General features: G+C 41.7%; 14 protein-coding genes. 6 read left to right on the top strand and 8 right to left on the bottom strand.

The genetic code is table 11. The features are described from left to right. Nucleotides 1-107: 107 nt before the first annotated feature. From rlmD to pcrA, 3 genes are all read right to left on the bottom strand, one after another. The gene (gene rlmD, locus ACZ5C4_RS06705) at nt 108-1,478 is read right to left on the bottom strand and encodes a 23S rRNA (uracil(1939)-C(5))-methyltransferase RlmD (protein WP_464520310.1); all 1,371 of its coding nucleotides are present in this window, start codon (nt 1,476-1,478) and stop codon (nt 108-110) included. A 270-nt stretch (nt 1,479-1,748) separates the two neighbouring features. Further along, on the bottom strand, nt 1,749-1,988 hold the full coding sequence (locus tag ACZ5C4_RS06700; protein WP_186875116.1) for a hypothetical protein: 240 nt from the start codon (nt 1,986-1,988) through the stop codon (nt 1,749-1,751). Nucleotides 1,989-2,198: 210 nt separating this feature from the next. Then, on the bottom strand, nt 2,199-4,457 hold the full coding sequence (gene pcrA / locus ACZ5C4_RS06695; RefSeq protein WP_464520309.1) for a DNA helicase PcrA: 2,259 nt from the start codon (nt 4,455-4,457) through the stop codon (nt 2,199-2,201). Between the two features lie 285 nt (nt 4,458-4,742). On the opposite strand from pcrA, the gene ACZ5C4_RS06690 reads away from it, so the two are divergent. After that, complete coding sequence (locus tag ACZ5C4_RS06690) at nt 4,743-5,333, top strand: DUF1836 domain-containing protein (protein ID WP_464520308.1); 591 nt, start codon at nt 4,743-4,745, stop codon at nt 5,331-5,333. Between the two features lie 273 nt (nt 5,334-5,606). On the opposite strand, the gene ACZ5C4_RS06685 is transcribed toward ACZ5C4_RS06690, so the two are convergent. Together ACZ5C4_RS06685 and ACZ5C4_RS06680 are read right to left on the bottom strand one after the other, a co-directional pair. Beyond that, nucleotides 5,607-5,894 (bottom strand): YerC/YecD family TrpR-related protein, encoded by a 288-nt coding sequence (locus tag ACZ5C4_RS06685; protein WP_117975852.1) that lies wholly within the window; start codon nt 5,892-5,894, stop codon nt 5,607-5,609. 73 nt (nt 5,895-5,967) lie between these two features. After that, a complete protein-coding gene (locus ACZ5C4_RS06680; protein WP_464520307.1) occupies nt 5,968-6,693 on the bottom strand; it encodes a phosphatase in 726 nt (241 codons plus the stop codon). A gap of 125 nt (nt 6,694-6,818) precedes the next feature. Here ACZ5C4_RS06680 and ACZ5C4_RS06675 point away from each other — a divergent pair, with 125 nt between their 5' ends. The 3 genes from ACZ5C4_RS06675 (at nt 6,819) to ACZ5C4_RS06665 (ending at nt 9,483) form a co-directional block, all read left to right on the top strand. Next, the gene (locus ACZ5C4_RS06675) at nt 6,819-7,013 is read left to right on the top strand and encodes a hypothetical protein (RefSeq protein WP_186875120.1); all 195 of its coding nucleotides are present in this window, start codon (nt 6,819-6,821) and stop codon (nt 7,011-7,013) included. Nucleotides 7,014-7,207: 194 nt separating this feature from the next. Beyond that, on the top strand, nt 7,208-8,314 hold the full coding sequence (locus ACZ5C4_RS06670) for a hypothetical protein (RefSeq protein ID WP_464520306.1): 1,107 nt from the start codon (nt 7,208-7,210) through the stop codon (nt 8,312-8,314). Nucleotides 8,315-8,427: 113 nt separating this feature from the next. Next, nucleotides 8,428-9,483: an ABC transporter substrate-binding protein gene (locus ACZ5C4_RS06665; protein ID WP_464520305.1), complete on the top strand. Its 1,056-nt coding sequence runs from the start codon at nt 8,428-8,430 to the stop codon at nt 9,481-9,483. Between the two features lie 129 nt (nt 9,484-9,612). Here ACZ5C4_RS06665 and ACZ5C4_RS06660 read toward each other — a convergent pair whose 3' ends face one another. Then, nucleotides 9,613-10,023 (bottom strand): NifB/NifX family molybdenum-iron cluster-binding protein, encoded by a 411-nt coding sequence (locus ACZ5C4_RS06660; RefSeq protein WP_464520304.1) that lies wholly within the window; start codon nt 10,021-10,023, stop codon nt 9,613-9,615. A gap of 133 nt (nt 10,024-10,156) precedes the next feature. Between ACZ5C4_RS06660 and ACZ5C4_RS06655 the strand changes: the two genes are divergently transcribed. Next, entirely contained in the window at nt 10,157-11,272 is a 1,116-nt protein-coding gene (locus ACZ5C4_RS06655) for a CdaR family transcriptional regulator (RefSeq protein ID WP_464520303.1), read from the top strand. After that, nucleotides 11,265-11,570: a hypothetical protein gene (locus tag ACZ5C4_RS06650; RefSeq protein ID WP_464520302.1), complete on the top strand. Its 306-nt coding sequence runs from the start codon at nt 11,265-11,267 to the stop codon at nt 11,568-11,570. The genes ACZ5C4_RS06655 and ACZ5C4_RS06650 overlap by 8 nt, the downstream gene beginning before the upstream one ends. A gap of 152 nt (nt 11,571-11,722) precedes the next feature. On the opposite strand, the gene ACZ5C4_RS06645 is transcribed toward ACZ5C4_RS06650, so the two are convergent. Both ACZ5C4_RS06645 and ACZ5C4_RS06640 read right to left on the bottom strand, forming a co-directional pair. Then, nucleotides 11,723-12,094 carry a winged helix-turn-helix domain-containing protein gene (locus tag ACZ5C4_RS06645; RefSeq protein WP_464520301.1) on the bottom strand — a complete coding sequence of 124 codons (372 nt, stop codon included), beginning with the start codon at nt 12,092-12,094 and terminating at the stop codon, nt 11,723-11,725. Nucleotides 12,095-12,106: 12 nt separating this feature from the next. Further along, nucleotides 12,107-13,147 (bottom strand): sulfate/molybdate ABC transporter ATP-binding protein, encoded by a 1,041-nt coding sequence (locus ACZ5C4_RS06640; protein ID WP_464520300.1) that lies wholly within the window; start codon nt 13,145-13,147, stop codon nt 12,107-12,109. Nucleotides 13,148-13,150 lie beyond the last annotated feature (3 nt).

The following is a 13,150-nucleotide window of genomic DNA, read 5'->3' as shown; positions in this document are numbered from 1 at the left end:
AACCACCACAGAAACGTCAAAGTAATTTTTCAGGCTCTTATTTCGCATTTTTTCACCCTCGGATGTAAACACGAAATGCCTTGCAAAGTGCCTAAAATTAAGGATTTCTACGAGTTTTTCCTTTGTAGCAACACAATAGTCTCCACATGCACCGTCTGGCAAAATTGATCTACAGCCACGCATTTTTCTACTTTATATCCCTTCGCCTGTATCATTTCCAGATCTCTTGCCAGGCTAGTCACCTTACAGGATATATATACAATCTTTTCTACCCCGTAATCTAATATTTTCGGCAGCGCCTTCGGATGAATCCCATCTCTTGGCGGATCCAGTACAATAACGTCCGGCTTTTCTTCAATTTCATCCAGTACCTTAAATACATCTCCTGCTATAAATTTACAATTGGACAGCCCATTATGCGCCGCATTCTCCCGCGCCGCCTCCACCGCTTCTCTGACAATCTCTACGCCGATCACCTCTTTTGCCACAGGTGCAAGAAGCTGCGCGATTGTCCCGGTTCCACTGAATAAGTCAAACACTGTCATATCCTGAATATCCCCGATATACTCTCGTACTGTACTGTATAAGACTTCCGCAGCCTTTGAATTTGGCTGGAAAAATGAAAACGGCGTTACTTTAAATTCTAAGTTCAGCAGCTTCTCATAGAAATACTCCTGTCCATATAAAACCCTTGTCTCATCACTCTGCACTACATCTGAAAGTGAATCATTCACAATGTGTAGAATCCCGACAATCCGCCCTTTTAATTCCAGTTCCAAAAGTGCTTGGACAAGGGGCTGCAGATCTAATTCCTCCTGTGACGTCGTCACTAAATTTACCAGAATCTCCTGCGTATACTCTCCCCTGCGCAATAGAAGATGCCTTAGATAACCTATGTGCTGCATTTTTCTGTAATAGCTCGTTTTCTTCTCTTTAAAATATGCAAGCACGCATGACAGAATTTTTGTCATATCCTCATGTACCAGTTTACAGTCTGAAGCAGTCAGCACATCATAGGTGCTTCCCTTTTTATGCAACCCCAGAGACAGCGGGCCGTCTTTATATTCATCCCCAAAGGAAAACTCCATCTTATTGCGGTATGCAAACTCCTGCGGAGATGGTTTTATTCCTTCAAAACACCAATCCCCTTTTACAGCGTCATCCAGAATTTCTTTTACCTGTCCCGCCTTCATCTTAAGCTGCTCTTCATAGGACATTGTCTGATACATGCATCCCCCACATTCTGGGAAAATACTACAGACTGGCTCTCTTGTTTCTAAAGGAGATTTTTTCAGCACCTTCAGAAGTCTTCCCTCTGGATTTCCCCGCTTAAATTTATGGATACAAAACTTGATTTTCTGTCCCGACATCGTATTCTTTACGATTACACATTTTTCTTCCTCCGGTACAGAAACGATTCCCTTGTTGGGAAATTCTACCTTCTCAACAGTTCCTTCTAATACTTGTCCTTTTTTCATAGCCTGATGTTCCCTCTTTTATATATTCTACTTCGTTACCTTCTCTTTACAAGAGCACATACGGTCGATAAAGAGTAAATTTTGCGTCCTGTTGCGTTACTTTCAATCAGCGTACCACACACAGCTTCTTCAGATAGGATAGCTATTCCGTCATAAAAGCCAACGCTGCCATATCTTCGCTCCTTTTACAGCAATCATGGCATAAAACAGGCAGGGTGCAGTGTCTTTGACTACATCCTGCCTATATTTTCTTTGTCTTATTTGAAGCTGTTACACTTGGTCTTCCTCGCTGAAATAATCGTCAAAATCATCATCGAAATCGTCTTCAAAATCCTCCAGATAATCTGGTGTAAAGAACCGATATACCGCAAAAGCGATGGCTGCCACTGCTGCCACTGCCCCAATTATCGCGAGTACCCAGATTACAGTGTTCTTATGTTTCTCTGATTCATTTCTGTGTAATAAATCATTTAATTTTGTCTCTGCTATTAATTCTTCTACCTTGCTCATGCTATTCACGTCCTTTCCCCTGTCCTACCGACAATGGTTTACTTTCTGTTATTATAACACTATCATTTTCAGATTACTACTAATTTATGCCAAAATCTCAATTATATTTTGTTCGCTTCTATAGTTTGTACCTTTACGCAAGGCAGACAAGCAATACCGTCCTATCCGCATATAGAAAATAAATCTGTCGCCCCTAAATGAAAAGCAGGACTATTCTACTTTCACTAATTTTGCAAAGGAAGCAAACATTTTTTTTCGCCCCGCAGTATCAAACTCCACAGTCACTTCATAATCCCGTCCGCCTTCTGCAATGTTCTCCACGATTCCTTCGCCAAATTTGAGGTGACGCACGCGATCTCCTACTGTATAATCCAATCCTTTTTCCTTAGATGCCGCAAACTGTTCTGCCCCCTTCATCACTGAAAATGGCTGTGCCTTAAAGCTCTTCTTAGCATGAAAATAAGGATTAGAAGCTGTAAACACTGTCTTTTCTTTTTCTGTTTCTTCTGCTTTTTTCACAAATACCTCGCCAGTATCCAGCAGAGTAACAGGAATTTCCTTTAAAAAACGAGACATTCGGTTGTATTGTGTCTCTCCGTGCACCATCCGCATTCTGGCACAACTTACGGTCAGTTTTTCCTCTGCCCTGGTAATTCCTACATAACAGAGCCTTCTCTCTTCTTCCATCTCTTCCAGATCGCCGGAACTGATTGTCATATAACCAGGGAACAGGCCATCCTCCATTCCTGCCATATAGACATTTGGAAATTCCAGACCTTTCGCACTGTGTAAAGTCATCAGCACCACATATTCCTGCTCTTCATCCAGGCTGTCAATATCCGCCACCAATGCGACCTCTTCCAGAAATCCGCTTAGTGTTGCTTTTTCTCCCATATCTTCACAGTTTTCTTCATATGCAGCAATCTTATTTAGGAGTTCGTCGATATTTTCAGCCCTGTCATGTGCCTCGTCCTCTCTTTTTGCCTCTGCCTCCAGGCTCTCCATATAGCCTGTCTTTTCTATGATTTCTTGCAGCAAATCTAAGATACTCTCTGTTCTGGCCCGCCCCTTAAAATATTCAATCAGCGCTACAAAAGAGTCCAGTTTTGCCACTCCTCTGGCGATATTCGGAATCAAATCAAGCCCTTTTAAAGCCTCGTAGAAGCCGATTCCCCTTTCCAGCGCGGACTCCTGTACCCGGTTGATAGTTGTCAGCCCGATCCCCCGCTTAGGTACGTTGATAATACGGCGTACTGCCAGGTCATCCTGTCCATTGTCAATCGTTTTTAAATAGGCAAGTAAGTCTTTAATTTCTCGGCGGGCATAAAAGTTAACCCCTCCAACGATTTTATATGGAATGTTCGCCGCCACAAACCGTTCTTCAAACAGACGGGACTGTGCATTTGTCCGATAGAGAATTGCATTGTCATTATAGGAGCCGCCTTCTCTTATATTTTTCTCAATGTCCTCTGCAATAAACTCTGCCTCGTCGTAGGCAGTGTCAAACTGGCGTAAGGCGATCCTGGCTCCCGCTTCATTTTCTGTCCACAGTGTCTTTTCTTTTCTGCCGCAATTATTCCTGATTACTGCGTTTGCTGCATTTAAAATATTTCCAGTTGAACGGTAATTTTGCTCCAGCTTCACCACCTTAGTATCTGGGAATTCCTGTTCAAAATTCAGAATATTTTTTATATTTGCTCCTCTGAATTTATATATGGACTGATCATCATCTCCGACTACACAAAGATTTTTATACTTCTGTGCAAGCAGACTGACCAGCTTAAACTGCACAGTATTTGTATCCTGGTATTCATCGATCATAATGTAGCGGAACCGTTCCTGATAATACTCTAATACATCTGGCTGAGTCTGAAAGAGCTGCACTGTTTTTACAAGCAGGTCATCAAAATCCAGCGCATTGTTAGACCGCATTTGTTTTTCATACTCTCGGTAAGCCTTTAAGATTTTCTGCCTGCCGTAGTCTCCTCCTGCGTTCAGTTCAAATTCTTCCGGAGAAACCAGCTCATTCTTCGCAGAGGAAATAGCGCTTAAAATAGCTCTTTCTTTGTAAACCTTCGTATCAATATCCGCCAGTTTACAAACCTCCTTCATCAGAGTTTTCTGGTCATCTGTATCATATATAGTAAACGCCGTGTCATAGCCAAGCCGGTCAATATACCGCCGCAAAATTCTGACACACATAGAATGAAAGGTACTCACCCAGATACTTTCAGAACCGAATCCCACCAGCTGATCTACACGTTCCCTCATCTCTCCTGCCGCTTTATTTGTAAAAGTAATTGCCAGGATATTCCATGGATTTATTCCTTTTTCCTCAATCAGATATGCAATCCTGTGCGTCAGCACTCTTGTCTTTCCAGAGCCGGCTCCTGCTAGAATCAAAAGCGGACCATCTGTGTGAAATACCGCCTCCCTCTGCGGCTCATTTAAGCTGTCATATATACTCATACTTCTTCTCCTATCCTCAAGCAGCGCCAAAATATGCAGGCACTGTCTTTTCTCCTTTGTTTTCTCTCTTCCTATACAATAAATTACAATAAATGCTTTCTCTTCGGGTATTATCATTATCGAACACACATTCCCAATTGTCAACTATAATTCGTCTTGCTGCCTGTCTGCCGGATCAGTAAAATAGATCACCGTATCATTTATAAATCTTTCTGCTAACTGTAAACAGAAAAAACTTGTCATATAGTTTTAATTACTATATAATAAATACATCGAGGTGATACTATGACAATAAATACGAATGATATGTTGAACAGTATTTTAGAAAGTCTTTCCCGTATCGATTATATCCATCCGGGTGACATTCCTAATATTGATTTATACATGGATCAGGTAACTACTTTCATGGACAGCCAGCTTGCTTCCACTAAACGGCATGAGGACGATAAAATTCTGACAAAGACAATGATCAATAACTATGCAAAAAACAATCTGCTTCCTCCGCCTGTTAAGAAGAAATATTCCAAAGAGCATGTCCTAATCCTGATTTTTATTTATTATTTCAAAAATATTTTGTCTATAAAAGACATCGAATCTCTCTTAAAACCTATTACAGAAAATTATTTTGACGGAAACGGCAGTATAGATATGTCCTCTCTGTATGAGGAAATTTGCCAGATCGAAAAGGAGCGCATCGAGCCTTTAAAAGAAACGGTAAAAACAGCCCATGAACAGGCAGAAACCATGTTCACAGATTTACCGGATAAAGATCGGGAATATCTCCAGCTCTTTACATTTATCTGTAATCTGAGCTTTGATGTATATGTCAAAAAACAGCTTATCGAAAAGTTGATCGACAATCTCAAAGAGACGTAAATCTCCAAAATGTATTTGCTGTTTTGCCATAAGAAAGAAGTTCGCTTGCGAACTTCTCGCGCCAAGTGCAGACGCGTAAGCGTCATATTTCCTCTTCGCACTTGTGTGCAGTCTCCGCTGCCGCTTCGGTCGGTGCTAAACGCGTGCCACTGGCACGCAGCACCCCGTCCGGAGGGCTTTTTGTATAATAGGAAATTTATCAAAATTTCCTATTATATAAAAAACAAAGACACTGATTTCTGTCTGAAGCATCAGTGTCTTTGTTTTCTTCTACTATTTATTAATCCTTTCAAACACCATGTCATACCCGTCATTTCCATAATTTAGAGAACGATTCACTCTGCTGATTGTGGCAGTGGAAGCTCCTGTCTTTTCTGCTATTTCCAGATATGTCTTCTGTTCTCTTAACATTTTCGCCACTTCAAATCGCTGCGAAAGCGAAAGCAGCTCATTGATCGTACAGATATCTTCAAAAAACGTATAACATTCTTCTTTATTTTCCAGACTCAAAATCGCACGAAACAGATAGTCTACTGCTTCTGTTCTTATCTTTTTACTCATAATTTACGCTCTCCTTTAACAGCCTAATGACTATTATACATTTTAGCACACTAAACTTTTAAAGTCTACCTTTTTATACCGTTTTATATAGATTTAAGAATCCCTTCAAGAGTTGGAAATCTGTCGTCGCTACTAATTCCTGGGGAAAATTGCAATACGCAAGCACTTCCCTTACATATGTAAAATTTCCTGCATCCACATCTACATGGGCATCACTTCCTGTTGACACAAATACATCATACTGCCGGCACAAATCCAACATTGTCAGCATATTTTCTCTGGTACCCTGCCGAAAGCTCTGTGGTCTTAAAGAAGAATTGTTCAATTCTAGGAGCGTTCCTGTTCTCTTTGCCGCCTTCACGATTTCTTCATAGTCAACCGGAAATCTGCCGTCATCTGGATGCCCGATAATATTCACATATGGATTTTCCATCGCCTTTATATAGGCTTTTGTATTTTCTTCTTCTGTATGCCCTGTTCCATAGCATGGAGGATGGATACTGGCAATAATAATATCCAGGCCACGTAAAGTTGCTTCTGGCAAATCTACGGTTCCTTCCGCATCCATAATATTTAGCTCTGCGCCAAAGAGCATTTTAACCCCCTTCATTGTCCTTGGTACTACATCCAAGTTGTCAAAATAAAACTTTCCACATGTTCCAGGCATCTCTGGTGCATGCTCCGTCAGTGCCATCACTTGAAGCCCTTTTTTTGCCGCTGCTGCTGCCATCTCCTGGATTGTACTGTAGGCGTGTCCACTCACCAGCGTGTGAGCATGCGTATCTGCAACAATCTTCATTTTCTTCCTCCTAAATGTAAAATACAAAAATTTCCAAAATTTCTATTTTTTCCATTCCGATTATACCATATTTTTTCCAGAATACAATTTTCTAAATAGGATACAATAATTGTGAGGTGATTGTTATGTTAAACCCAAAACAAAATGAAAAGATAATCGATGATTATGACTATCTTTCAAATGCAGCCTCCTCTATGGATTGTACAGGACTGATTCCCACCCTGGCTAAATCAGAAGAAGAACTGGAGTCTTACAATGATGTATACCAGTTTACTCCTCCCGTCATATCCGCAAAAAAAAGAACCCCCTGTCATAAATAATACCACTTTTTTCCTCCACTTCTTTCCTTCATTCGGCGCTGCCCAAAAAGGCAGTGCCGTTTTTACATTTTTCGTCAAGATTCGATGTTTCTTGCATTTTTTCATTGTTCTTACAGCTTCAAAATGTTATAATAGAAGCGTTGTAAATTAATCCATTGGATTTGTCTGCGAAAGAGAGGAGTACAGATTTAGTTATGAAGTGTCCAATATGCCAGAAAGAAGTCGAAATAAAGAAAAAGCAGATTGGTGTCAACGATAATAATGAACCAATCTTTAATGAATACGCGATATGTCGGGATTGTAAAAAGCAGTGGAATTTAGATAAGCAGCGCGCGAAAAAAGCAGCAAAAAAGGCGGCAGCTTCCAGTAGCCAGTCGGCGAAGAGTTCCGCGCCAAAAGCAACTCCCAAAAAGGGAACAGAAAACAAAACAAATGCGACCGTTTCTCCGAAAAAAACAACCGAACTTAGAAAAGCACCTTCTGAGAAATCTCCTGTTAAGAGAACTGCCAGACCGACACCTGCTAAAGAAGCTGCGGAACCAAAAGCATCAAAACGTGTTTCTGAAAACGGACAGCAAAAACAATCTGTCCAGGTTCAACCAAAGAGACGTACAGCTGCTCCTGTCACAGATACTCCCAGTGAGCAGCGTTATGCCAATATTCCACCTGAAAAGATCAGAACAAAACGTGAAAAAGCAGTAAGAAAGGGATACGAGGATATGCTGGCAACCGATCCAAACCGGCGCCCTCTCAAAAAGAAACGTACAGAAATAGAAGAACCTGCTGTACGTAAAAAAGCAACAAAATCCACACCGCCTGCACGTAGAAAACCGGAACCAGAACCATCCGTTGCAGAAGAGAATTTATATGAGGAGGAAACACCAAGATTTGGCACTGTCAAGATTGTGTTTGGCATCCTCTCTCTCCTTGTTTTTGCATTCTTTACATATAAGGCTTTTACAACAGGATTAAGTGACGTAACCTCCGGAAATGAGAGCAGCGCTGGAACTACTTATATTATCCTGGCGCTTTGCCTGTTGTTGTCCGGTATTCTGTTATTTATCCTTCGGAAAAAGAATACCCTGCTTGCGTTTTTATTCCCTGCATTATTTTCAATAGGTGCGGCTGTATTCGCATTTTTGAAAAGAAGCAGTGATTCTATGTTGATGTATTGTGCAATTGGCTGTTCTGTTCTTGCTGTCGTATTCATTATACTGACAATTCTCTCTCTTGGAGCCGGCGAGCGCTATGATGAGGACGATTATGATGATCCTTTTGAAGATGATTACGACAATTATTAAGTTTTACCGCTGTATTTTTCTGTGTCCTGGATATTATCTCCAGGACACTTTTTTTCACGCATCTCCTCCTTTTTTCATATAGTATTAAGAACTTGATTTTCCAGGAGGATATTATGAAAAAGCGTGTATTTGCCGTTCTGCTGGCGGCTTCCCTTGCCATGACAATGTTCAGTGCATGCTCCTCTGAAAAAGAAGCTTCTTCCAAAGAAACTTCCGCTTCAGCCAGCCAGCAGGAAAAAGAAGAAACTGTCGATGTTACATTGAATGAAGTGGCACATTCTATTTTCTACGCCCCAATGTATATCGCCATTGAAGAAGGATATTTTGAAGAAGAAGGGATCCATCTAGACCTCGTCTGCGGGTTCGGAGCAGACAAAACAATGACTGCCGTTATTTCCGGTGAAGCAGATATTGGATTTATGGGCTCTGAATCTTCCATTTACACCTATAATGAAGGAGCAAATGACTATGTTGTCAATTTTGCGCAGCTTACACAGCGGGCAGGCAACTTTCTCGTTGCCCGAGAAGAAATCTCCGATTTTACATGGGATGACATCAAAGACAGTACTGTTCTCGGAGGAAGAAAAGGCGGTATGCCGGAAATGGTATTTGAATATATCTTAAAGGAAAATGGTATTGACCCAGAAACAGATTTGGAAATCAACCAAAGCATTGACTTTGGCTCTACTGCCGCCGCTTTTTCGGAAGGGCAGGGCGACTTTACTGTTGAATTTGAGCCTGGAGCTACCTCTTTGGAATCTGAAGGCAAGGGCTATGTGGTAGCCTCTTTAGGAGAAGACAGCGGCTATGTTCCTTATACAGCCTTCAGCGCAAAGAAAAGCTATATGGATGAAAATCCTGAGGTGATTCAAGGCTTTACCAATGCCCTTCAAAAAGGAATGACTTATGTGCAGTCTCACACTCCGGAAGAAATTGCTGCTGCTATAGAGCCGCAGTTCCCAGAGACCGATCTGGATACCATCACTACCATTGTCACAAGATATTATGAACAGGACACATGGAAAGAGAATTTGATATTCGAAGAAAGTAGTTTTGATTTGCTGCAGGATATTTTGGAAAGCGCCGGTGAATTAAGTGAAAGAGCGCCTTATGAAGATCTGGTTACGACTGAATTTGCAGAAAAAGCTGTAGAAAATGTCACAGAATAACTACTTAGCTGGCTAAAAAATCTTTTTTAGAACGAAAAAACCGGCATGGAAAATTTCGTAAGTTCCTCTTTTTCCATGCCGGAACTTTTTATCATAAAAGTTATATTCCTTATCTTTTAAAACAATGTATCATTCGCAGTTTCCTGCACATCCGTTTTTATCCTCTTTGCAGCTATGTCCACCGCATTGCTCTCCTTCTTCATGGTGATGATGGGCGCAGGTCGTCTCTGGATCATATTGAAGCTCTCCGGCAAGAAATGCCCTGACGCTGTTATCTGCATCTCCGGATGCACCGGGATACAATTCGATTCCCGCTTCTTGGAGTGCTGCACGTGCTCCTGCACCAATGCCTCCACAGATAAGCACCTCCACCCCATGTTCTTTTAAAAATCCTGCAAGCGCTCCGTGTCCACTTCCTTCTGCACTTATCACCTCGGCTACCTGTACTTTTCCATCCTCTGTATCGTAAAGCTTAAATTCTTCACAATGCCCGAAATGCTGGAAGATTTGTCCTTCTTCATATGTCACTGCAATCTTCATCGTAATCTCCTCCGTTCTTGTTTCCTTTTTTTATTATAGCACTGTAAAAGATTTTTGCAAATTTCTATGGTATTTATTCTGTTTTTTCTTTATACTTTACAGTAGAAATATTTTTAAAGTAGGGAGGAACCATATGCTTTCCATCATCGATCGGGACCTGGCACAGCAGATTGTAAATACAGTAAAAGATGTCTGCGGACACGATGTAAATTTTATCGACTGTTCTGGAATGATTTTTGCCAGTACCAACAAACAGCGTATCGGTACCTTCCATGAAATCGGAAGAAAAGCAGCCCAGGCAGGCAGTATGTTAGAGGTCGACACAGATACCGGATTTTCAGGTACACACAAAGGAGTCAACCTTCCTATCCATTACAAAGACTCTATAGTGGCTGTGATCGGCATCAGCGGAGATCCTGAAGAAGTACGCAAATTTGCTTATCTGGCAGAGCGTATCACCCGCCTTCTTATCCGCGAACAGGAGGTCAGCGCTTTTTCCAGAACACAGGCAGAAAAACGCCATTATATTCTCCACTCTCTTATCAGCAGCAGACTTCAAAACTACGATTATATTCTGCACTGTCTGGAAGAACTGAACATAGAAAAGGAATCTGCCAAACGACTTCTTATTGTCCGGCTGAAATCTTCTTACCGCCCGGACAGACTTCCTCTTATGGAGCAAAGGATTCTGGAACTGTTTTCCCGCACCCGCACTGTCCTTTACTCTTACCACTATCCCAATGAATACCTGGCTGTGATGGAGGATACATATTTTTCCGACTACGCCTCTGATCTGCAGATGTTCGCCGAGAAATACTCTGAAAGTCTGTGTATCGCCGTTGGTAAAGCAGTAAAGGGAATTTCTCTGGCCGATTCCTATGACTCTGCCTTAACTGCCCTAAACAGCCTATCTGGCACACAGCTGCATTTCGCTGTTTTTGACAATCTGACTTTAGAACTCATTTTATCCTCTATGACTGCGGAAAACAGGAACGCCTATTTAAAAAAGACAATTGAAGCTCTGTCAGCTTCGGAACTGGAACTGATCTCCTGTTATTTTGAGAACGATATGTCACTCTTACAAACAGCAGAACAGCTATTTCTTCACAAAAATACACTGCAATATAAATTGGATCATATTTATAAAAAATGCAAACTGAATCCCCGCAGATTTCGGGATGCGGTTTTACTTTATCTGGCAGTGCGAATGCATACATATTTTACAAAAAAGGAGACTCGACATGATTGACAAAACATTAATTCCCGTAGGTGGACTAAAAAAAGAACCTTTCTCCGGCAGCCACAATGGAATGCGTTATTTTTTCCAGTGTGACGACAGCAAAGAGACTTTCTTCGTCTATATCTATCCAGAACCCTGGTCTTTTGAAAAGACCCCTGAAGAGGAAAAAGAAAAAGCCTCCTTTCCGTTGACGGAAGAAGGCATGGATGCAGCAATCAACTGGCTGCATGAGCAATTTAACGCGCAGAAAGAACGGTGGTTTGCAGCCTCGAAAGAAATGATGCACACCGTCCTTGCAAGAAAATAACAGATATTTTTCTTTTATATTTACCACTTTATTTCCTTTTTATAATTTTTAGAATTTATTCTGTTTCTTGTCACAGCAGATTCACAATTACCTGCTATTCTTAATTTATGAAAACAGAAGACAATGGCTGTGTCTGCAGCCTGCAGATGCAGTCATTGGACTTCGCCTAACTGATTATCCGCACAGCAATCATATTCCGGAAAATATTCCAGGAATATTTTTTTTGTGTATTCCTGCACGTCTTTTTCCAGTTTTTCATATCGCTGAATCAAAGCAGCGCCCTTTTGGGTAATCTCGCATTTGCCTCCCCTGCTTCCTCCATGCTGCCTGGTAATCAGCGCGTACTCCAATTCCTTTTCCGCCCGATTGACGATCTTCCAGCCTTTACTGTATGACATTCCCATTGCGCTGCACGCTTCCTTCATAGACCCCGTCTCTTTTATGTGCCCAAGCAGCATAGAAAGCCCCGGTCCAAACACTAGCTCCTCGTTATAAACCTTTATCTTCACCGCCGGATAAAACATACTTTCCTCCTACTATTCCTCCAACAATAATATTTTCTCTGGTTTGACCTGCACAAATTCTGGAATCTGCCTGTCTCCTCGTTCTCGCTTCATCCACATTGTACCCCGCGGATTGTCCGCATTTTGAAACAGCAGGATCCATTCAAATGGCGCCTGTGTCTTTTCCCCTGGCAGAACGCGGATAAGATTCTCCTGTGTCTTAGAAGGACTGGCAGGAAGAAAATCATGCGCCCGTATTCCTATATATGCCAGCTTCTGAGGTATCTCACAGTGAACTTTTAATTCTATCCCCCAATCTGCTGCATATACTGTATTGTTCCCTCGTTTCTCCGCCCGGGAAATATTTTTACATCCCGTCAACCGTGCCGCCAGCATACGCCGCGGCTGATCGAACAGTTCTTTTGTCTCTTCGCAGATTAAATTCACACCATTGCCCATAATCATTGTTCTGTCACATAGTTTATATATCTCATCCCTGTCATGGCTTACAATAATCGTGCATCCATGAAAATATTTCAGCTGTTCCTTTAGTTCCAGCTGTAATTCTTCCTTTAAATAACTGTCCATAGCAGAAAATGGTTCATCCAGCAGTAAAATATCTGGTTCGGATGCCAGTATCCTGGCGAGCGCCACACGCTGCTGCTGCCCGCCTGACAGTTTATGCGGATACTGCTTTTCCAACCCATTTAACTGAAACTGTTCCAAAAGTGCTTTTACTTTCTTGTATTTCTCTGCTTTTTTCTCCCGAATTCCCGCCGCAATGTTGTCCTCCACTGTCATATTGGGGAAAAGTGCATAGTTCTGAAACAGATACCCGACCTTCCTTTTCTGAGGCACCATATTGATTCTCGCGGCTCCATCATAAAAGACCGCTTTTTCTGTACGAATCTTTCCCCTGTCCGGAGTCACAATTCCTGCCACCGCCTTTAATGTCATGCTTTTTCCACAGCCAGAGGCACCCAGTATACCAAGACTTTCCCCTCTCATGGAAAACTGCATGTCCAGACAAAACCTTTTGAATTTTTTTTGAATTTCTACCTCTAGTTCGCCCACTGC

Source organism: Mediterraneibacter flintii (genome assembly GCF_055387595.1).
Note: the sequence above shows the minus strand (reverse complement) of the source record. Positions and strands in the feature narration are given on the sequence as shown.